Below are 22036 nucleotides of genomic sequence, written 5' to 3'. Positions count from 1 at the left end.
ACAACTTGAAAAGCTATAACCTCTAAAAACTTTTCAACCGTAGCATTAGAAGAAACCATAATGATTGGCGAAATATTAGGCGATGTCCAAGGACAAGACGCTGGGCGTCTACGCTACGAAGTTCAGCAGCTACTAGGAAAAAAAGCAGGACGGCGGACTTTGCTAGCTCGTGATTTGCAAACTCAAGAATTAGTTGTCATTAAGTTACTCTCTTTTGGTGATGACTTTGAATGGGATTCACTCAAACTGTTTGAGCGAGAAGCTGAAACTTTAAAATCTTTGTCACATCCCTTAATCCCTCAATATTTAAACTATTTTGAGGTAAATTTACCAACTATCAAAGGATTTGCGCTTGTACAAACTTATATAAGAGCAAAAACTTTAGAACAATACTTACAAAGTGGGCGAACTTTTACAGAAGCTGAAGTCAAACAGATAGCCAAAGCACTTTTAGAGATTCTTATTTACCTACATGGGTTGTATCCGCCTGTAATTCACCGTGATATTAAGCCTAGCAATATTTTATTAGGGGAGCGTTCTGGTAATAGTGTTGGTCAAGTTTATTTGGTAGATTTTGGCTCAGTTCAGACAATCCTCGCCACAGAAACTGGAACAAGAACTGTAGTAGGAACTTATGGCTATATGCCACCAGAGCAATTTGGTGGACGTACTGTTGCAGCATCTGACCTTTATAGTTTAGGCGCAACCTTAATTTATTTAATGACGGGTAATCACCCAGCCGATTTACCGCAAAAGGATTTTCGCATTCAGTTTGAACAAGCAGCTAATGTGAGTCCCAGCTTTAGCAAGTGGCTAAAGTGGATGATTGAACCCAGTTTAGAAGGGCGTTTTAGTTCTGCTGCTGATGCGATCGCAGCCTTAGAGAAACCACAAGTGACATTACCTGCTTTAGTTACCAGCAAACCACACGGGAGTAAGATTCAACTAACCAAAAATTGGGATTCTTTAGAAATTATCATTCCACCAGCTGGTTTCCATCCATCCATAGTATTCACAGGTTTCTTTGCGATCGCCTGGAATTCATTTATCCTCTTTTGGACAATTGGCGCACTCTCGGCCCCTTTTCCTGCCAACATCCCCTTTGCCTTGTTCTCACTTCCTTTTTCGGTTGCTGGCTGTTCTATGCTGTATAAATTTATCTTTAATTTGTTTGGACGCATCTGCTTACGCTTGAATGCAGAACAAATTGCCCTAAGCAGAGAGTTGTTCAGTTGGAAGTTTGAGCGTCCACGACCATCCGCAAGGCAAAGTGTTAATAAGTTGGTTTACATTCCAAAACACTTTACTAAAGGCTCTGAAGATACTAGAGTTGCTGTTCCAGCACAATTATATATTTGCTCAGGATTACAAAAATACCAAATTAGTGGAAACGATGTCGGTATTAAATCCGAAGTAGAACTTGAATGGTTAGCTCATGAATTAAGTGAGTGGTTAGGTTTGCCAATTACCAATCCAATGGGAAGTAATACCAATTTTAAAAAATAATCCGACAAATAGACCATTTGTAGAGACGCGATGAATCGCGTCTTTACCCAAAGATGTGTTGCAATCATTAATTGAATTGGTATAATTTAAAGTAATAATTTAATTTAATTCTTAATTAAAAAGTCTGAGCGCCGAAAACAAAACCAACACTCAGACTTTTTTTATTCGTTTTTCTTACACCCTAAAAGGCAAAGGATTCAGGACTTTTCATCAAAAACGACAATGGCATTTTTTTACTGTCATTCTTCCTTCAGCGATGCCATGTCAATTACAAAGCGGTACTTCACATCGCTTTTTAGCATTCGCTCGTATGCTTGGTTAATCTTCTGAATTGGGATAAGTTCGATGTCACTGACGATATTGTGTTCAGCACAGAAGTCGAGCATTTCTTGTGTCTCCTGAATCCCGCCGATCATCGAACCGGCAATTACTCGGCGCTTAAAAATCAAGTTACTGATGCTAGGTGATGGGTGCGGATTTTCCGGTACACCAAGCAAGCACAGCGTACCACCACGCTTAAGCAACTCAGTGTATGCGTCTAGATTGTGCGATACCGAAACCGTGTTGAGAATAAAGTCGAAGCTGTTGAGATGCTTGTTCATCTCATCGCTGTTTTTTGAAATGACAACCTCATCGGCTCCAAGGCGCTTGGCATCTTCGGTCTTACTTGACGATGTTGTGAACAGCACAGTGTAAGCACCAAAAGCGTGGGCTAATTTTAGCCCCATGTGTCCTAACCCACCAAGTCCAACAATACCTACCTTATCGCCTTTGCCAACATTCCAGTAGCGCAAAGGCGAGTACGTCGTGATCCCCGCGCACAACAGGGGTGCAACGCCAGCGAGATCCAGTTTTTCTGAAACCCGTAGCACGTAATTTTCATCCACAACTATCTGGTTTGAATAACCTCCATAAGTCGTTTTCCCTGTCTGCTTCTCTGGGCTGTTGTAGGTGAAGATAATTTCGTTATCACAGTACTGCTCAAAACTCTCACGGCAGTTTGGACAGGTGCGACAAGAATCTACCATACAACCAACGCCCGCAGTCTCGCCTACCTTGAACTTGGAAACCTGCTCACCAATCTTCACTACACGACCAACGATCTCATGTCCAGGTACGACAGGGTAAACCGTATTTTTCCACTCATTAGCGACTGTATGCAGATCCGAGTGACACACGCCACAGTAAAGGATCTCGATTTGTACGTCGTGCGAGCCTAACTCTCGTCGCTCAAAAGTGAACAAGCCTAGTGGTGTACTTGCACTTTGGGCTGCGTATCCAACACTCTTAATCACAGATGATCTCCTTTTTACTAAGTTGTTTCATAGGTTTTATGAACCTTATTCAAAGTTTTCTGACTTAGTTCCTCGAAACTGCTCATATACTTCGCAATTAACAGACCAAAGTTGTTTCTACTCAGTATTAAATGCTAGGACAGGGAGTGACCCTCCTCTGCCCAGATTCGTCTTGATATTTCCCGAACAATGCCCCTGATGATTCCGGCTTTGATAGCTCCATGAAAATGAGTATAAAGAAGTCAGACTGGTCTGAGTCACCATCATAAGTATGAGACAGTAGACGAAGTAGGGGGAGCAGGAAAAAAAATTCTACTAGTCGTGTTGGATGGAAAAATTGAGTAATTTAATTTTTTGAATTCCCTAAACCGCTTATGCTATGTTGTTTAGCAAAATTTTTTTAAGATAGCAGAACTTATGGGATTTGCGCCATCAATGTCTATATTTAATTACAGAAGCCTTAGAGGAAATTTATATGTTTGGACTGGGATGGCCAGAAATAGCTGTAATTACCATAGTCGCTGTATTAATTTTTGGCCCAAAAAAAATTCCCGAACTGGGAACCGCACTGGGCAAAACCCTACGAGGATTTAAGGAAGAGATGAAAACTCCCAGTGACGAAACCAATCAGGAAGAAGAAAAACAATAATAAAAGTAATCAGAATACAGGAGTCAGCGCACTGACTCCTCCTGACTACAGCAGGGTATTAACAACAGAAGAAGGTGCTATTCCATTTTGAGAATCGATGACAGTTGTGCCAGTATTTTGTTGATGTGTCTCTTCTTTAGCTAAACCACGCAGCTTAATTAACTTAATAGCGCGACTAACGCTTTCTGGTAAAATTACCACCAAACTGTTATCAGGAGCCATGTCTAAACCTTTATTTATGGCTTGGGTTTCATCCAGAATTGATTCATAGCGGCTATCAGGTTTAACTTCGGTGATGCCTTGAATAATCAATTGGGCGGCTGAACCCCGTAGGCGTCCCCTTGTGTCATCGTCTTCTTTGACAATGATGTAATCAAAAATTTGTGCTGCTAATTTGCCCAAAGTAACAAAGTCTTCGTCGCGGCGATCGCCTGGGCCACCAATTACGCCAATCCGTTGCCCTGTAGTCCAGTTCCGAACAAAGGAACCTACAGCTTCGTAACTGGCTGCGTTGTGGGCATAATCTACTAAAGCGTGGTAGTTGCCTAAATTAAATAAATTCATCCGTCCTGGGGTTTGACTAACTGAAGCCCGGAAGCTCTTCAAACCAGCACGAATCTGCTCAATTGTGACGTTTTGCACGAATGCTGCCAAACTTGCTGCTAAAGCGTTGGCAATCATAAACGGCGCCCGACCACCCATTGTTAAAGGTATATTTTCTGCTCTTTCTATACGGTGTGTCCAATCACCTTTAACAATTGACAAATAGCCATTTTCATATACTGCTGCTACTCCACCCTTTTGGATATGCTTTCGCACCAATTCCGAGTCGGGGTTCATTGTGAAGTAAGCAATATTAGCCTTAGTTTTTTCTGACATGGCGGCGACGCGGCGATCGTCGGCATTAAGTACCGCATAGCCATCGGGGAATATGGCTTCTGCTACTACACTCTTGAGGTTAGCTAACTGCTCAATGGTATCTATATCGCCGATTCCTAAATGGTCTGCGGCTACATTTAATACTACTCCCACATTTGCGGCTTCAAAACCCAATCCAGAGCGGAGAATGCCACCGCGAGCCGTTTCCAGTACCGCTACTTCTACTGTGGGGTCTTGGAGGATAACGTGGGCACTTTGAGGGCCTGTGTTATCGCCTGCTTCTACTAGGTAATCACCGATATATGTTCCATCAGTAGTAGTATAACCAACTACTTTGCCCGTCTGTTTATAAATATGTGCTAATAGTCGGGTTGTAGTAGTTTTGCCGTTAGTACCAGTAATACTAAGGATAGGAATTTGTCCAGATTGCTCGTTGGGGAACAGCATATCCATTACTGCGCCAGCAACGTTGCGGGGAATACCCACGCTTGGAGCAACGTGCATTCGGAAGCCGGGAGCGGCGTTAACTTCGACAATCACGCCATCAACTTCCCGCAGTGGACGGCTAATATCCGTGGTGACGATATCGAGTCCGGCGATATCCAAACCAATAATCTTGACTACCCGTTGTGCTAGCCAACGGTTTTCTGGGTGAATTTCATCGGTACGGTCTACGGCACTACCACCTGTGCTTAAGTTTGCGGTTGCTCTGAGATAACAAATAGTCCCCTTGGGTGGCACACTATTTAGCGTATAGCCTTGCCTTTCTAAGAGTTGGTAGCTGGTGCGGTCTAGTTCAATCTTGGTTAGGACATTATCATGTCCTTCACCGCGATTTGGGTCAAGGTTTGTTTCCTCAATCAGTTCGGCGATGGTTGATCTGCCGTTACCAATCACATGAGCCGGGACGCGTTCGGCTACTGCTACTACTTTGCCATTTACTACTAGTACCCTATGGTCGCGTCCAACATAATACCTTTCAACAATAATTGACCGGGAAACCTGTCTAGCGGCTTCGTATCCTGCTTCAGCTTCTTCCCAAGTTCTAATATCAATGGTGATCCCCCGTCCATGATTGCCATCCAGGGGCTTAATAACGATAGGATAGCCGCCAACGAATTCAATGGCTTGTTCCAAATCGTCTAAGAAGTTGATCACTGTACCTCTGGGTACTGGCGCACCAGCAGCAGCGAGGATGCGTTTAGTAGCTTCTTTATCGCAAGCTAGTTCTACGCCTAGAATGCTGGTGTTGTCGGTCATTGTGGCCTGCATCCGCTTCTGATTCACGCCGTAGCCCAGTTGAATCAAAAAGCGGGCTTCCAGAGACATCCAGGGAATACCTCTTTTTTCTGCTTCTTTGATGATCGCTTCAGTTGAGGGGCCTAAGGAAGCATCACGAATGAAGTCTTTCAGGTCTTGGATATCTTGCTCTAGTTCTGCTTTGGGATAACGGCCTCGATCAACGATACTCTGGCACAGCCGTACTGCGGCTCGTCCAGCGTAGCGTCCCGCTTCCTCAGTCTGATACTCGATCACTACTTGATAAATTCCGGGTGTGGCAGTTTCGCGGGTGCGACCAAAGCCGACATGCATACCTGCTAATTCCTGGAGTTCTAGGGCTACGTGTTCTACGATATGACCAATCATAGTGCCTTCTTTGACTCGCATCAGAAAACCACCACGACAGCCAGGAGAACAATAATGACCCTCCAGACTCGGCAGCGCCTCAACTAGTCCTTCATAAAAGCCAGGGATTTCATTCGAGGGCGTCTCGGCAAGGTTTTCTAAATCGAGGCGCATGACGATCAGCTTGTGGCGTCGAATGCTCCAATAGTTTGGGCCGCGTAAGGTCTGGATCTTGAGGATTCTCATGGGAATAGGTAGATGGAGATTCGGAACCAAAATTCTAGTTTCTTACTGGAATTGACCGCTAAACTGTTCGTTGCAAACAGTTTTTTCTTTTTACATACTATTCTCATCATTTTTCTACAACAAGGAATAAATGTGCGGTCAACCTCTAACAGGATTTTAGATTTATGATTTTGGATTAAAAGAGACAATTAGGGTACTTAGCTCTCTTATTTAGATTTACGATCGCAAAGGCTTAACGAGTCCTTGATGTTTTTTTAGATTTGTTTCGCCCATTCGGCGGTATCTGCCAAAAAGCTCTTTTAATCTAGAATCCTTCTTGAAAATGTTGCTAGGTCGGTAAACTTTCCTTACAACTTTTTGCAAAATCCAAAATCTGTGACCAACTCAGTGTAACCTCAGATACTTTATCCCGTCAGCTGGAGATCCGGTGTACAGCAGGCAATACAGTACGCTGGTACAAGTGGAAGCGATCGCCGTAGCTGAGGATATGGAGACGTAAATTATGTACTGTTAATGGCTCATTAGCACCAACATGGGGTTCATTGGTGTGGGTGGCTTCAGTGGGATCAACAATGGTGACACTGCCTTTACCCATAACTTGTAACCAACCATCACGTTCAAATACTGCACAAGTATCTTCGTCAATGCCAATACCTAAGCGATCGGGGTGAGCTGCGATCGCACTTATCAGCCGCCCCATGCGATTACGATTGTGAAAGTGTTGGTCAACGATGACTTCAGGAATAAACCCTAAACCCGTTGCCATATCAACTAGGGAACGATTTGGCGATTCTCCACTACCACCACCAGCAATCATGTGATGCCCCATCACTGCTGCTCCTGCACTTGTGCCTGCTAAGGTAAGTTGCCCCGCCCTCACCCGTTGCCGAATAATTTCCATTGCTGGCGTATCTGCCAATACACCACAGAGACGCAGCTGGTCGCCTCCTGTCAAAAATACCCCACTACAGGCTTCTAAGGATGCTTTAATCTGGGAGGATTCACACTGTTCCCGTTCGCGGATGTCTAAAATCTCTACCTTCTGAGCACCCATTTCTTCAAAAATGCGAATATACCTACCACCAATGATGGCCGGTTCGCGGGAGGCAGATGGAATAATTGTAATATAAGCCTTACTAGCACCGGCGCGTCCAAAAAAAGTTCGTAGGATTTCGCGTCCATGAACTTTATCTTCTGCACCTCCGATAACCAGAACGGCGGTTTTAGTTGCTTGGGGTGTCCTCATTTCTAGCGATTTAGCTTGTAATTGCGGCATTGTGTTTCTCCTGTCAACAACTTCAGGAGCCATCGCCTTGGACGGGTTCCCCGGCTTGTGGCGAATGGCGTGTGAATTTAACAAGGTTCAGTTGCAGCCATGATTTTTGCGCTTTGCAACTTTTGAGAGGACACTTTTTGGAAGTTTGGAACTGGGTAAGCTACTCTCCAAATTTTCGCTTAACGCTCGCGTTGCCTCAGTTTAAACGTGTTCGTTCCTATTCCTCAAAGCCAGTGCCTTGTTTTTCACCTGTCCATTTGCAGCAGGGCAAAATAGTCTTTATGGGGCTAAATTCCCGCTTTGGGGTTGAGGACGAGCAGTTAAAACTACGCTTTTTTCTGAGGCTGGCTTGATGCATCCTGGAAGTTGTTAACTTGATAAGATTATTAATTTAAATGTACTTGTGACAACATTTAAACATAAATTAAGTAATTAGAAAAACTTTTAATCCCATCTAAAATCCAAGAGGTCTGGTAGTTTTAGATACTATTGATAAAGTTTAACTGGAGTTTGACCTGACTTTAGCTTGTTGATGTTTGCTAGACATTCAAATTTAAGATTAGTGTCCTTGAATACGAATAACTGTGCGCTTTGATATAGTTACGCTTTTTCCTGACTGTTTTAACTCTGTTCTCAACTCTGGTTTGCTAGGTAAAGCCTTAGCCAAACAGATTGCCGAAGTGCATCTGGTTAACCCACGGGACTTTACCACTGATAAGCACCGGAAGGTGGATGATGAACCCTACGGCGGCGGCGTTGGGATGTTAATGAAGCCAGAACCTATTTTTAACGCTGTGGAGTCGCTGCCAACTCTACCCCGAAGAGAAATAATTTTGATGAGTCCACAGGGTCAAACAATTAATCAACCTCTTTTAAAAGAATTGGTGACAAATTACGACCAGTTAGTAGTTATTTGTGGGCATTACGAAGGAGTGGATGAGAGGGTGATACATTTGGTAACTCGTGAAGTATCTTTAGGAGATTTTATTCTGACTGGCGGGGAAATTCCAGCAATGGCTTTGATTAATGGCGTAGTGCGGTTGATCCCAGGAACCGTAGCTAAAACGGAGTCCCTCACAGCAGAAAGTTTTGAAGAGGGGTTATTAGACTATCCTCAATATACTCGTCCTGCTAATTTTCGCGGTTTGAAAGTGCCTGATGTCTTGCTCAGTGGGAATCACGCTGCGATCGCTCGGTGGCGTTACGAGCAACAAATTCAAAGAACCCGCGATCGCCGCCCTGATCTTTTGGAGAAATTGAAGCAGGGGGCAGGGGGGCAGGGGGAGCAGGAGAGAATAATAATTCCTAACTCCCAACTCCCAACTCCTAACTCCCAATTCCTAACTAATGACAAATGACCAATGACAAATGACAAATGACTAAAATTCGTATTGGTAACGGCTACGATATTCATCAATTGGTGAGCGATCGCGCTTTGATTTTAGGTGGAATTCAAATTCCCCATGAACTGGGTTTATTGGGGCACAGTGACGCTGATGTGTTAACACACGCGATTATGGATGCCATGCTTGGGGCATTATCTTTGGGGGATATTGGTCATTATTTTCCGCCTAGCGATCCCCAATGGGCGGGAGCAGATAGTTTAGTACTATTAAATCAAGTACATAAACTGATTCGGGATCAAGGTTGGCAGGTGGGAAATATTGACTCGGTGGTAGTAGCAGAACGCCCGAAATTAAAACCGCATATTCACAATATGCGCGACAAATTAGCGGCAGTTTTAGAATTGGAACCGAATCAAATCGGCATCAAAGCTACCACCAACGAAAAATTAGGCCCTGTAGGACGTGAAGAAGGCATCTGTGCTTATGCTGTTGTTTTGCTGTTGAAAGAATAAAAGTTATGAAATTTTCTCCAATTTTTCACATAATTAAACGTTTTTTCTTACCAATAATTCTGATTTTGGCAACAGCAATTACAATTACCGCCTGCAATCCATCTAACTTTAAAACCGCAGCTGCACAAGTTCCCCAGTTGATTCTTTCTACTACGAGCGACCCTAAAACCTTTAACTTAGCCCTCATCCAAGAATCTCCCAATATTTCTGGTTTCACTTATGAGGCATTAGCCACTCAAAACGGAATAACTAAGGAAATTGAGCCAGCTTTGGCTGAATCTTGGGAACTTTCCCCAGACAAACTACGGTTTGTCTTTACCTTGCGAGAAGGATTGAAGTGGTCGGATGGTCAACCATTAACAGCCGATGATGTCGTTTTTTCTTTCAATGACATCTACATGAACAAGCGCATTCCCACTTATACCCAAGATGCTCTCCGCATTGGTATCAGTAAGGCTTTTCTCAAAGTCCGCAAAATAGATGAACGCCGGGTAGAATTTATTCTGCCAGAACCGTTTTCTCCTTTCTTGCGATCAATTGCAGCAGGGGTAGGAATATTACCAGAACACGCCCTGCGTGCAGCAGTGGAAGCCAAAAATTCTGACGGGAAGCCTGTGTTTATGTCCACTTGGGGAACCGACACAGACCCGAAAAAAATTATTGTTAATGGCCCTTATGCAATCGAGAGTTATTCAACCAATCAACGCGTAACATTTCGGCGCAATCCTTACTACTGGCGTCAAAAAGATGCACAAGGAAAACAACTGCCATATATTGAGCGTATAATTTGGCAAATTGTGGAATCGCCTGATACAGCTTTGCTGCAATTTCGTTCTGGAGGGTTAGATTTACTAGAAATTGGCCCTGGAAATTTTCAATTGCTCAAGCGTCAGGAAAAGCAAGGTAATTTCACTATTAAAAATGCTGGGCCTGATTCTGGGACAAGTTTTATAACTTTCAATCTCAACAAAGGTAGCCGCAATGGGAAGCCTGTTGTAGATCCTATTAAGTCCCGCATTTTTAACAACGTTGCTTTTAGACAGGCTGTCGCCTACGCTATCGATCGCCAAACGATGATCAACAACACTTTGCGAGGATTGGGTGAACCACAAGACTCTCCGATTTCTGTTCCCAGTCCCTATTATTTCTCTCCAAAAGAAGGTTTAAAAACATATAACTATAATCCAGAAAAAGCTAAACAACTTTTACTAGGAGCAGGATTTAAATACGATGATAAAGGTCAATTGTTGGACGTGGATGGTAATCGAGTCCGTTTCACAATGATGGCTGTTGCTGGTAATAGACCGACAATCACACCAAAAATTCAACAGGATCTTGGCAAGATAGGTATTAAAGTTGATTTACAATTTCTTGACTTCAGTATTATTGGAGAAAAAATCTCTAACACCCTAGATTGGGAATGTTGGTATGGAGCTATTACTGGTGGTATTGAACCACAAGATGGTTTCAATGTCTGGTCTGTAGAAGGTAACTTTCATGTATTTAATCAGAAAGCTCAAGCCGGACAATCCCCAACGGTAGGTTGGAAAGCTACCGATTGGGAGCAGAAAATTGAAGACCTCTACATTCAAGGTGCAAGAGAGTTCGATGAAACAAAACGCAAAGCTATTTATGCAGAAACACAACAACTTTCACAAGAGTATCTGCCTTTTATTCACTTATTCAATTCCCTAGCTTTAGTAGCCGTGCGTAATACTATTGAGAACGTAAAATACTCAGCGATAGGAAGTTACAATTGGAATCTTTATGAACTCAAAGTAGTAGAAGATAAAAAAGCTAGTTAATATTTTATGGGCATGGGTAAGAGGCAGAGGGGCAGGGAGCAGGGAGCAGAGGGGAAAGATAAGAGGTAATTTTTCTCCCCCTTGTTCCCTTCCCTGTGCTTTCCTCATTCCTCACTTCCCTTTATGCAATCAAGGCAGAACATGAGGTGTATTATGCAAACAGTTTAGTCTTTCAGTTCTATGATTTTTGCCCTCTTGCCTAACCGCCACCGTGGGTTTGTGGTTTTAGCAATATTCAGTCTATTCTTAATTTGTCAGATAGCTCTTATCAGTTGCAACCCAACTAATTTTAAGAGTAAAGCGGCGCAAGTATCGCAATGGGTTACAAGCACTATTGGCGACCCGAAAACTTTTAATTACGCCTTCAATCAGGAATATCCTCATGTTTTTCTGTTCACCACTGAAGGACTAACTACCCTCAATGGGATGACAGGCAAAATTGAGCCAGCTTTAGCGGAATCGTGGGATATTTCTGAGGATAAAAAGCGAATCGCTTTTACTTTACGAGAAAACTTAAAATGGTCAGATGGCGAACCGCTTACCGTAGATGATGTTATTTTTACCTATGAAGATGTGATTTTCAATCCACAGATTCCTACCGATTGGAAAGATGGCCTGAAAATTGGTTCTAGTAGTAGTTTTCCTAAAATCAGAAGAATAGGCGATCGCCAAATTGAATTTATTCTACCTGAGCCTTTTGCTCCTTTCCTTTATACCACAACCGGAGCATCAACAAATTCAGTTGGTATTTTACCAAAACATGCTTTATTTGAATCATTCAAATCTAAAGATGCTAAAGGTAATCCCAAATTTCTATCTACTTGGGGAACAGATACAGAACCCAGTAAAATTATTGTCAACGGTGCTTATAAAATAGAAAGTTATACTCCTAGTCAGCGTGTAGTATTTCGGCGCAATCCTTATTACTGGCGCAAAGATAGCCAAGAAAATCAGTTACCTTATGTTGAACGTATTGTTTGGCAAATTATTGAATCTACAGATACAATAATTCTTCAATTTCGCTCTGGAGGATTAGATACAGTTACTGTTTCTCCTGAAAACTTTTCACTACTTAAGCGCGAAGAAAAACGAGGAAAGTTTACTATCTACAATGGAGGCCCAGAATTCACCAATACTTATATTTCATTTAATCTCAACAAAGGTCGGCGGCAAAACGGACAGCCTGTAGTTGACTCAATTAAATCTCGTTGGTTTAATACCCTTGCTTTTAGACAAGCAGTTGCCTATGCAATCGACCGTCAAACAATGCTAAATAACGTTTTTCGGGGAATTGGTGTGTTACAAAATTCGCCGATAGAAATTCAAAGCCCTTACTATTTTTCTCCAGAAAAAGGTCTTCAAGTTTATGAATATAATCAAGAAAAAGCTAAAAAGTTATTATTAAATGCAGGTTTTAAATATAATGACAAGAAACAATTACTAGATGCTGATGGAAATCGGGTGCGCTTCAGTTTATTGACAAATGCCGAAAATAAAACCCGTGTGTTAATGGGAGCGCAAATTAAGCAAGATTTGAGTAAAATTGGCATTCAAGTTGATTTTAATCCAATTGCTTTCAATACCCTTACAGACAAGCTTTCTAATTCCCTCGATTGGGAATGTTATATTTTAGGTTTTGTTGGAGGGATTGAACCAAATGATGGGGCTAATGTTTGGTTGCCAGAAGGTGGACTACACACCTTCAATCAGAAGCTGCAAGCAGGACAAGAACCACTTATTGGTTGGCAAGTTACAGATTGGGAGGCGGAAATTGGTCGTCTTTATATTCAAGCAGCACGAGAGTTAGACGAAGTAAAGCGCAAAGAGATTTACGCAAAAACGCAACGTATCTCTCAGGAATATTTGCCTTACATTTATTTAGTGAATCCTTTATCTTTGATAGCAGTGCGCGATCGCATCCAAAACGTTAAATTCTCTGCACTTGGTTCTCAAAAAGGAACGTTATGGAACAAATATGAACTGAAAGTCACACAATAGAGTTTAAAGTATTAAAGTCTCCGCCCTTAGTGGCACGTTTGGGAACATTTATAAAATTTAAACAACAGACCAGTGTCTCAAAATGAAACTTTGCGATCGCTCCTCGAAGCGGTTGCCAATGGTAAAGTTACGCCAGATACGGCATTCGACTCACTCAAAGATTTAACTTATGAATCTGTAGGCGAGTTTGCCAAAATCGACCATCATCGCCAGCTAAGAACTGGTTTCCCAGAGGTGATCTGGGGGCCCGGTAAAACACCCGATCAAATTGCTCAAATTATCGAGGTGATGCGTCTCCGCAACCCGGTGGTGATGGCAACCCGCATTGAACCAGCAGTTTATGCAGCACTGGAATCAAAAGTTAGCGGTTTGCGATATTACCAATCGGCGCGAATTTGTGCGATCGCTCCTCCTACCATCGAACCACAATTTGCAGGTGAAATTGGCATTCTTTCTGCTGGTACTGCCGATTTACCTGTTGCAGAAGAAGCTGCTGTCACTGCTGAACTTTCTGGTTTCCGGGTACAGCGCCTCTGGGATGTTGGCGTTGCCGGGATTCACCGTTTATTAAGTAACCGCCACCTGATTGAGTCGGCATCGGTATTGATTGTCGTAGCGGGGATGGAAGGCGCTTTACCTAGCGTTGTTGCGGGTTTAGCGAGTTGTCCTGTGATTGCCGTACCCACCAGCATCGGTTATGGTGCGAGTTTTGGTGGATTAGCACCTTTATTGACAATGCTTAACTCTTGTGCTGCGGGAGTAGGGGTAGTAAATATCGATAATGGTTTTGGTGCAGCAGTTTTAGCGGGGCAAATTTTGCGGACTGCCGAGAAATTGCGGTTGGCATCTTCTACATCTTGAGTTAAGACATTGAGGTTATATGCAATATTTCAGTAAATCTCAGGAATTTATCGAAAAAATAAACTGATGCTGAAATTTGCCACCTACAACCTCTTAATCAGCAAATATGAGCTATTACAGCGATTTGATATCTCGGTTATATTGGCATTTGCCTGTAAATTTGACAGCACTACTAGCACAAACAATTACCGATCCAGACTTGCTGGGTCAGATTGAAAAATCTTGGCGTCACTTTATACAAACAGGTCAAGTATGGGCATTGTTGATTGGTTTAGTCATTGGCTATATGATTCGGAATCTAACTAGCTACGGTTAAAAAAATTTTAGATTTTGGATTTTAGATTTTAGATTAATCCAAAATCTAAAATCTAAAATCCAAAATTGATGCCCCTCCCTTCATAATATTTATGACCAAAGAAGAAACTTGGAGCCAGAGGTTTGAATCAGCATTGCATCCAGCGATCGCTCGTTTTAATGCCAGTATAGGTTTTGATATTGAATTAATTGAATATGACCTGACTGGTTCTCAAGCCCATGTCAAAATGCTCGCTCACACGGGCATTATCTCCCCAGAAGAAGGAGAAAAACTGGTTGCAGGTTTAGAACAAATTCGCCAAGAGTACCGCCACGGTAAATTTCAGCCTGGTATCGATGCTGAAGACGTACATTTTGCAGTTGAACGCCGACTGACAGAAATTGTCGGCGATGTAGGTAAAAAGGTGCATACGGCGCGATCGCGTAATGACCAAGTTGGTACAGATACTAGACTCTACCTCCGCGACCAAATCCAACAAATCAAAGGAGAATTGCGAGAGTTTCAAGGGGTTTTACTGGATATAGCTGAAAAGCACGTTGAAACTCTGATTCCTGGCTATACGCACCTACAACGCGCCCAACCCTTGAGTTTAGCTCATCACCTCTTGGCATACTTTCAAATGGCCCAACGCGACTGGGAACGCTTAGGAGACGTTTCTCACCGCGTGAATATCTCACCTTTGGGGTGCGGTGCTTTAGCCGGAACTACTTTCCCCATCGACCGCCACTACACAGCCAAACTATTGAATTTTGACGATGTTTATGCTAATAGCCTCGATGGAGTGAGCGATCGCGATTTTGCGATCGAATTCTTGTGTGCCGCTAGCTTGATTATGGTTCACCTCAGCCGCCTTGCAGAAGAAGTCATTCTTTGGTCATCAGAAGAATTCCGCTTTGTCACACTCAAAGATAGCTGTGCCACAGGTTCTAGTATCATGCCCCAAAAGAAAAACCCCGATGTACCAGAACTCGTGCGAGGGAAAACAGGGCGTGTATTCGGTCATCTCCAGGCGATGTTGGTGATTATGAAGGGGCTACCCTTGGCGTATAACAAAGACCTGCAAGAAGATAAAGAAGGTTTATTTGATAGCGTCAATACAATCAAAGCTTCTCTCGAAGCGATGACGATTTTGCTCAGGGAAGGTTTAGAATTTCGTACCCAGCGATTAGCAGAAGCTGTAGCGGAAGATTTTTCTAACGCTACCGATGTAGCAGATTATCTAGCAGCGCGGGGTGTTCCTTTTCGGGAAGCTTACAATCTCGTCGGTAAGGTCGTAAAAACTAGTATTGCCGCAGGTAAACTCCTAAAAGATTTGAAATTGGAAGAGTGGCAAGAACTACATCCAGCATTTGCAGCAGATATTTATGAGGCAATATCCCCCCGTCAAGTTGTGGCAGCCCGCAACAGTTACGGTGGCACTGGCTTTGTACAGGTTCGCAAAGCACTCATCGCTGCCCGCGCTCAATTGGCTCAATAGAGGAACTGAGGATTTTAGATTTTAGATTTTAGATTTTGAATTTTATACCAATTTGAAAAAAGAATGCGACAAATAGACCATTTGTAGAGACGCGATTCATCGCGTCTTTACCAAAGATGTGTTGCAATCATTAATTTAATTGGTATTAGATTGAAATTTAATCCAAAATCCAAAATTTAATTGTCCAATACCCAACAATAAATAAGGACGCACATTTGTACGCCCTAAAAGATAAATAATCTAAATAACAAGGATTTCAGCAGACAGCTTATTCAGTATCAGCTGCTGCTGCTCCTTCTTCTTCTTCACTCTTTGGTGGTCTTTGTTGGAACCTTCTCTGCATTCTTCCTGTAGTAGTCCGTTTACGAAACTTTCTGGCATACGCCTGGTTCCGTAGCGCCTTTTCTTTTTTCGGGTTACGGCGCTTGGCCATGTTCACCTCATTAATAAACAACAAAAAAGTAGCAACTAGGCATCACGTAGGCAATATCAGTTACCAATGTTATTGATATACTTTTAGCCTAGTGCAGCAATAAATACGCTTTAAACAGTGTACTAGTCTATCGCATTCAACCTAGCTCTGTCAATAATAATTTAAATTTATCTCCACTAGCTAGACGAAAAGCCTGGAATAACAATTATGCGTAACTTTTGAGAGCTAGTTGCTTCTCCCTACAGCCCTTCTCCTAAAGCAGATGCTGTTCGCGTTCGGGCATCCTACGGCAGGTGCTAGACTTTCCCTTTAGACGCTGCTTGCGCGTAGCTTGCTGAAGAGAAGGGGTACAACGTTTTTAACCCGCGTAACCCATCGGCTCATTTTAACTTCCACCTTGCGGTACTAGTTGTTGTTCTTAATAACAAACAAAGTAATCAATATTATTAAGAATTAGGTAAAGGTCTCAAACCCCGCTTAAATGTCTCTTCTAATTTTGAATTCAAACTTATCATTCAGATTATTTTATGTGTGCTGAAAAATATTAATAATAGCTAGTTTTGGCAAGGCTAATGTTAGTTTTAAACTGAGATTTTTTTTGAGTAAACAAACCTTATGTATATATGAATACAGTGCTTCTGTTGAAACTTGATGTTAGAATCAATAATATTCTACGTAAATCGTAAGAATAAAATCTCAAACCGCAAACATTCATGTATAAAGCAAAACTCAATAAAAAATTTAATTAGTTGAGTTTATGTAAGTGGTTGAGAGCTATAGAATACAACACAAAAATTTTGAAGATTGAACCTTATTGCTTTTTTTCCGGCAGCTGTCCAGTCCACACGTAGCTTATGGCGTATTGGACAAACAGTATTGGGTATTATATTTCGTCATCCCATTACTGGCACTAGTATCATCCCAATTTTACCCGATGGTAGAATTGTACTGATTCGGCGGCGTGATGATGGTCTTTGGTCATTGCCTGGAGGGATGGTGGATTGGGGAGAAGATATTCCTAATACAGTCCGCCGGGAATTGATTGAAGAAACCGGGCTAGAATTAGTGAAAATTAATCGTTTAGTAGGAGTTTACTCTGCACCAGACCGCGATCCCAGAATCCATTCAATTTGTGTTGTGGTTGAAGCCGAAGTACATGGGACAATGAAAATTCAGGATACTTTGGAAGTCTTGGAAATCCAAGCTTTCTCTCCCAATTTGCTACCTTCAGGACAAATGTCTCACGACCATACTCGGCAGTTGCAAGACTACTTGAATGGCTTGACAACATTGGCATAGCAATATTTAGTCGTTTGTCATTTGTCATTTGTCGCCTAAGTATATGATCTAAGGAAGCTTCTCTAAGAGATAAATTCGCGTTCGGCTCACATTTATCTGTTTGTAATTTGTTCAAAACTAATTACTAATTGATTAATGACTAATGACCAATGACTACTTATTATGGTGCTAAAAGTTAACTACTAAATTAAAATGAATACACTATTCCGTAACTCCCGAATAAAGCTCTCTCAAGGGCTGATATTCTGGCGTGAAGTCGGTGAAAAAACTCCTATAATTTTTTTACATGGTGCTTGGAATGAGAGCAGTCAATGGTTATCTGTAATGAATTCCCTTACACAAGATTTTCATTGCTTTGCACTTGATTTGTTGGGATTTGGTGAATCAGAAAATCCGAATATTCATCATTCGATAGATTTACAAGTAGAGTGTTTGGCTGAGTTTTTGCAAGCTGTCAAGCTAGAAAAAGTATATTTAGTAGGGCATTCTCTTGGGGGTTGGATTGCTGCTAGTTATGCTTTAAAGTATCCAGAAAAAGTGGATGGCGTGGTACTGCTTTCACCAGAGGGTGTAGAGATAGCAGGACAAGAAGAGTATTGCCAGAAGATGCGGCGATTGTTGAATTATCCACCGCTAGTAGTTAAATTGTTGCGATCGCTAACTCCTTTCACTAAAATTCTGAGTTGGTCTGAAAAAATTGCCCAGGATTTGCAATTACATCAGGAATTGTTGCGTTACCCCATAGCTTGCCAGTTACTCTTCAAAAGGCAACAAGCAGAAATTGAAGCAGAATTAGTGCAAAAGCGGCTTTACATGATAGATGTCCCGGTTTTGATTTTACAAGGTGGTCAAGACACACCAGATGCTTTAGCCAAGAGCCAGGTTTATGCTCAACTGATGCCGAAAGTTGAGTTGAAAATGATTTCCCATGCCGGAAATGACTTACCAGAATCTTGTGCTGGGGTTGTGGCGGTTGAGATTCGGGAGTTTATTAAAGGAAATTGAGCATTTGGACTTATCGTCTTGCTGGAAGCAATCGTAAAGTATGCAACTTTACAAAGAGTTGGTATTAAAATTATTTTTTAACAAAGAAATGCAATAATCTATACTAAGCCCAGAGCGGCTTCATACAGATTATTAATTTGGAAAAATTTTTCTGATGAAATTAACTCAAAAGCTTTGTATCGCTACTACTTTTGGGGTAGTGATGAGCCTGGGTTTACTAAAAGCTGTCCCAGTCCACGCAGTTACACTCAACTTTGATTGGACTGGTAATGCAGGGTATTCAGCTAAAGGCTCGTTTTCCTATGATGAAACTCAAAGTTACACAACCATAGACAATTCAAAACTTCAATACCTGGAAGTTTCTTTTTTTGGCCCAAGTAAAAAATTGTTGAATAGTTTTGCTCCCATTAGTAATAAGAGTATTGTTTATGATTTTTTAGATTTTAACTACGATACATCCACAAAATCTTTGTTTGGGTACTTTGATGTAGGTCAGGATAATGCCCAAAGTACAGATTATTATCTGTTCGGAACTGTTGGTTTAGGACTTAGCCTGAGAAATCCTACTGAGGGAACAATAGATCAAAACAATGGATTAATTAATATTACCTCTACTACCCCAGTCCCTGAACCGTTAACAACGGGTGGCACAGTTCTGACTGCTAGTATCGGTTGGTTGATGAAGCGTAGACAAGTTACTGCTCAGTAAGCCAAAGCTTAACCATCTTGGACTACTTTGATAAAACTTTAATTTTTCGTTGGCTAAAATATTAAAATTTCCTTAATTCCAAGATTGATGAAAGCTGGCCACGGACATCCAAAGCGTCTATGACCAGCTTTAATAATTTTGGTAAAAGAAAATTCAAGAGCGATTTTTAAAACTTAAACAATAACTAGATTTGAAGGTTTATTTTCTAATATTATGAGTCTAGCTAATTATTTTTTAACAAAAGGATTATATAACAACAATTATTTTTCTTTAATGAAAGTGATTAAGGAATGATTAAAGAGTGCTATTCAAGGCTAACAATTAGTAAAGAATAGTTACAGATAAATTGGTATAAATCACAATTCTTAATTGTGAAACTAGTAGCAATTAGACGGATGATAAAGTCACGACAAAAATTCAACAAGGATATTTTAGTGTGAAATATCATCTGACAAAATACTATAAACTATTAGTTCTTTTTGTCTGTACGACGTTGCTCATCTTTTTTGGTCAGATAGTTGTTGCTCAAAGTAACTATAATCTAGTCGCTCAAGGGAAGCAAAGAGTACAACTGATTGTAGGTGGTGATTTTATCGTAACGATGAACGAGGCACAACCCGTCATCCAGAATGGAGCGATCGCCATTAGGGACGGCAAAATTGTTGCGGTAGACACACAATACAAAATCATGGCATCTTATAGAGCCGACAGGACGCTGCCAGGTGACGGTCTGGTGCTGATGCCGGGTCTGGTCAACGGTCATTCTCACTCAGCAATGGTTCTGTTTCGTGGTCTTGCGGACGACTTAGCGTTGCAAGATTGGCTCCAGAATTACATTTTCCCAGCAGAAGGGAAGTTCGTTGATGAAAATTTTGTCCGCGTTGGCGAACAGCTTGCTTGCTGGGAGATGATACGCGGTGGTACAACAACCTTTGTTGATATGTACTTTCAGCCAGATGTCGCTGCCAAAGTCGTTAGTGAATGCGGCTTACGCGCCATTATTGCACCCTCTTCAATAGATTTTCCCAGCCCTGGTTTCCGAGGATGGGATGATGCTTTTGCCTCGGCAATAAATTTTCTGAAAGGTTGGAAAGGCAAGAGCGAACGTATCATACCAGCTCTTGCTGCACACGCTCCCTACACTGTCTCACCAGAGCATCTTGTCCAGGCTATTCAGGCTGCGCGTCATTACGATGTTCCACTGACAATTCACTTGGCAGAGACACAAACTGAAGTAAAAGATGTCCAGCAACGTTATAATGCAACTCCAGTAAAACATCTAGAAAATCTCGGTTTCCTAGAACCGCGTGTATTTGCCGCACACGTTGTCTGGCCTAACGCAAGTGAAATCGCCCTGCTGGCTAAACGCGGTGTTGGTGTTATCCACAATCCTGACTCGAATTTGAAACTAGCTTCTGGCTTTGCACCGATTCCGGCGATGCTGAAAGCAGGAGTTAAGGTTGGTTTAGGTACGGATGGAGCCGCATCGAACAACGTTCTTGATATGTGGAAGGCAATCCGCCTCACTGCCCTCATCCATAAAGGGACTACCCTTGACCCGACTGCTGTACCAGCTAAGACAGTTTTGCGTATGGCAACACTTGGTGGTGCAGAAGCACTCGGCTTATCAGATAAAATTGGCGCGATTAAGGTGGGACTTCAAGCCGACCTAATTCAAGTCCAGCTTAAAGAACCACACTTGCTCCCGCTTTACAATGTCATCTCACATCTTGTTTATGCAGCAGATGCCCAAGATGTTGATACTGTAATTGTAAATGGACAAGTTTTAATGGAAAAACGTAGGATGCTCACGCTTGACCCTGAGAGGATTCGCCGTGAAGCTACTTCCATCGCTCAGAGAATCAAAGCTCAATTCCGACCTTCTAATTGATTAATCTAAGCTGCTCTGGGTCTGACTTAGAGCAGTTTTACTATTTCTCGCATTCCCCAAAAAATCAAATTTTGCTCCACAATTAAGCGTGCTACAATTTCAGGATATAAGGCTTGCAGACAGTTTAGTAATAAAGTGCGATCGCCCCCTTTAATCGCAATTCTTCCATTAGGAAATAATTGCAACCACGCCTCAATAAAATCTTTAATTCCAGCTAATATTGTATAAACTACCCCACTTTGAATAGCTCCTGTAGTATTAAGTGCAAAACGTGGTGGTAAAGACGGAAGATTTTGTATTTCTACTAATGGTAATTGTCCTGTTTGTTGACTGAGAGTTGCAAATTGCAAACCTAATCCTGGCAAAATTGCACCTCCAACTAGACACTGATTAGCATCCGCAGCTGTAAAAGTTAGCGCTGTCCCAGCATCAATTACCAACATTGGAAAACCCCAAGTTTTTCCCGCACCCCACAAAGCTAAAGCGCGGTCAATTCCTAATGTGGTATACATACCTTTGAGCGGTACTTGGTTTAAGGTAATAACGCGAGTATTTGGGTAAGTTTGCCAAATAGCAGTTTGCCTGGGAACTACAGAGGCTATGAGAAGAGGACAAAGAGGCAGAGTGTTTATTAGAGATTCACCTTGTGGAAAAATTTTCTCTAGTAAATCATTCAGGGTTTGACATTCAGCCAGGTGTTGTACAACAGACTCAGGTAGATGGTCAGTATCCCAAGCTGAGTAAAGCGTCTTGCCAATAAACAACGCCCAATGCAGGCGGGAATTCCCAATTTCCAAAGCTAGCCAAATATTATCTCTGTGTTCTGGGTGCTTATGCGGTTTCACACTTTTAAGTTTTTTAAGTCAGTTATATGTTTTTTAATAAAAATTAACATTCATCCCGTGTC

The 22036-nt window shown here is 41.9% G+C and carries 18 protein-coding genes; 13 read left to right on the top strand and 5 right to left on the bottom strand.

Annotated elements, in window-relative coordinates; all coding sequences use genetic code 11:
• Positions 1 to 60: 60 nt before the first annotated feature.
• Entirely contained in the window at positions 61 to 1506 is a 1446-nt protein-coding gene (locus RMY00_RS26240) for a serine/threonine-protein kinase (RefSeq protein ID WP_322650350.1), read from the top strand.
• Between the two features lie 239 nt (positions 1507 to 1745).
• Here RMY00_RS26240 and RMY00_RS26235 read toward each other — a convergent pair whose 3' ends face one another.
• Positions 1746 to 2801, bottom strand: coding sequence for an NAD(P)-dependent alcohol dehydrogenase (locus tag RMY00_RS26235; RefSeq protein WP_322650349.1), 1056 nt, complete (start codon positions 2799 to 2801; stop codon positions 1746 to 1748).
• Between the two features lie 475 nt (positions 2802 to 3276).
• Here RMY00_RS26235 and tatA point away from each other — a divergent pair, with 475 nt between their 5' ends.
• On the top strand, positions 3277 to 3450 hold the full coding sequence (tatA, locus tag RMY00_RS26230; protein WP_100902930.1) for a twin-arginine translocase TatA/TatE family subunit: 174 nt from the start codon (positions 3277 to 3279) through the stop codon (positions 3448 to 3450).
• Between the two features lie 45 nt (positions 3451 to 3495).
• On the opposite strand, the gene cphA is transcribed toward tatA, so the two are convergent.
• Positions 3496 to 6201 carry a cyanophycin synthetase gene (gene cphA / locus RMY00_RS26225; RefSeq protein WP_322650398.1) on the bottom strand — a complete coding sequence of 902 codons (2706 nt, stop codon included), beginning with the start codon at positions 6199 to 6201 and terminating at the stop codon, positions 3496 to 3498.
• Positions 6202 to 6613: 412 nt separating this feature from the next.
• Positions 6614 to 7477 carry a cyanophycinase gene (locus tag RMY00_RS26220; protein WP_100898664.1) on the bottom strand — a complete coding sequence of 288 codons (864 nt, stop codon included), beginning with the start codon at positions 7475 to 7477 and terminating at the stop codon, positions 6614 to 6616.
• A gap of 584 nt (positions 7478 to 8061) precedes the next feature.
• Here RMY00_RS26220 and trmD point away from each other — a divergent pair.
• The 7 genes from trmD to argH all read left to right on the top strand — a co-directional run bounded on the left by trmD (position 8062) and on the right by argH (position 15792).
• Positions 8062 to 8835 carry a tRNA (guanosine(37)-N1)-methyltransferase TrmD gene (gene trmD, locus RMY00_RS26215; RefSeq protein ID WP_322650348.1) on the top strand — a complete coding sequence of 258 codons (774 nt, stop codon included), beginning with the start codon at positions 8062 to 8064 and terminating at the stop codon, positions 8833 to 8835.
• A gap of 17 nt (positions 8836 to 8852) precedes the next feature.
• Positions 8853 to 9335: a 2-C-methyl-D-erythritol 2,4-cyclodiphosphate synthase gene (gene ispF, locus RMY00_RS26210; RefSeq protein ID WP_322650347.1), complete on the top strand. Its 483-nt coding sequence runs from the start codon at positions 8853 to 8855 to the stop codon at positions 9333 to 9335.
• Between the two features lie 5 nt (positions 9336 to 9340).
• Positions 9341 to 11140 (top strand): ABC transporter substrate-binding protein, encoded by a 1800-nt coding sequence (locus RMY00_RS26205; protein WP_322650346.1) that lies wholly within the window; start codon positions 9341 to 9343, stop codon positions 11138 to 11140.
• A 180-nt stretch (positions 11141 to 11320) separates the two neighbouring features.
• On the top strand, positions 11321 to 13138 hold the full coding sequence (locus RMY00_RS26200; protein WP_322650345.1) for an ABC transporter substrate-binding protein: 1818 nt from the start codon (positions 11321 to 11323) through the stop codon (positions 13136 to 13138).
• Between the two features lie 72 nt (positions 13139 to 13210).
• Positions 13211 to 13999 (top strand): nickel pincer cofactor biosynthesis protein LarB, encoded by a 789-nt coding sequence (larB, locus tag RMY00_RS26195; RefSeq protein ID WP_322650344.1) that lies wholly within the window; start codon positions 13211 to 13213, stop codon positions 13997 to 13999.
• 106 nt (positions 14000 to 14105) lie between these two features.
• The gene (locus tag RMY00_RS26190) at positions 14106 to 14315 is read left to right on the top strand and encodes a hypothetical protein (protein WP_322650343.1); all 210 of its coding nucleotides are present in this window, start codon (positions 14106 to 14108) and stop codon (positions 14313 to 14315) included.
• A gap of 91 nt (positions 14316 to 14406) precedes the next feature.
• The gene (gene argH, locus RMY00_RS26185; RefSeq protein ID WP_322650342.1) at positions 14407 to 15792 is read left to right on the top strand and encodes an argininosuccinate lyase; all 1386 of its coding nucleotides are present in this window, start codon (positions 14407 to 14409) and stop codon (positions 15790 to 15792) included.
• Between the two features lie 268 nt (positions 15793 to 16060).
• Here argH and RMY00_RS26180 read toward each other — a convergent pair whose 3' ends face one another.
• Complete coding sequence (locus RMY00_RS26180; RefSeq protein ID WP_167407613.1) at positions 16061 to 16225, bottom strand: hypothetical protein; 165 nt, start codon at positions 16223 to 16225, stop codon at positions 16061 to 16063.
• A gap of 804 nt (positions 16226 to 17029) precedes the next feature.
• Here RMY00_RS26180 and RMY00_RS26175 point away from each other — a divergent pair.
• The 4 genes from RMY00_RS26175 to RMY00_RS26160 all read left to right on the top strand — a co-directional run bounded on the left by RMY00_RS26175 (position 17030) and on the right by RMY00_RS26160 (position 21129).
• Complete coding sequence (locus RMY00_RS26175; RefSeq protein WP_322650341.1) at positions 17030 to 17524, top strand: NUDIX hydrolase; 495 nt, start codon at positions 17030 to 17032, stop codon at positions 17522 to 17524.
• 192 nt (positions 17525 to 17716) lie between these two features.
• On the top strand, positions 17717 to 18529 hold the full coding sequence (locus tag RMY00_RS26170; protein WP_322650340.1) for an alpha/beta hydrolase: 813 nt from the start codon (positions 17717 to 17719) through the stop codon (positions 18527 to 18529).
• A gap of 154 nt (positions 18530 to 18683) precedes the next feature.
• Positions 18684 to 19238, top strand: coding sequence for a PEP-CTERM sorting domain-containing protein (locus tag RMY00_RS26165; RefSeq protein WP_322650339.1), 555 nt, complete (start codon positions 18684 to 18686; stop codon positions 19236 to 19238).
• Positions 19239 to 19674: 436 nt separating this feature from the next.
• A complete protein-coding gene (locus RMY00_RS26160) occupies positions 19675 to 21129 on the top strand; it encodes an amidohydrolase (RefSeq protein WP_322650338.1) in 1455 nt (484 codons plus the stop codon).
• A gap of 26 nt (positions 21130 to 21155) precedes the next feature.
• On the opposite strand, the gene RMY00_RS26155 is transcribed toward RMY00_RS26160, so the two are convergent.
• On the bottom strand, positions 21156 to 21974 hold the full coding sequence (locus RMY00_RS26155; protein ID WP_322650337.1) for a pantothenate kinase: 819 nt from the start codon (positions 21972 to 21974) through the stop codon (positions 21156 to 21158).
• Positions 21975 to 22036: the final 62 nt, after the last annotated feature.

This window comes from Nostoc sp. ChiVER01 (assembly GCF_034531155.1).
In the GTDB taxonomy this organism is placed as follows: domain Bacteria; phylum Cyanobacteriota; class Cyanobacteriia; order Cyanobacteriales; family Nostocaceae; genus Nostoc.
This window is presented reverse-complemented; position numbering and strand designations above follow the sequence as displayed.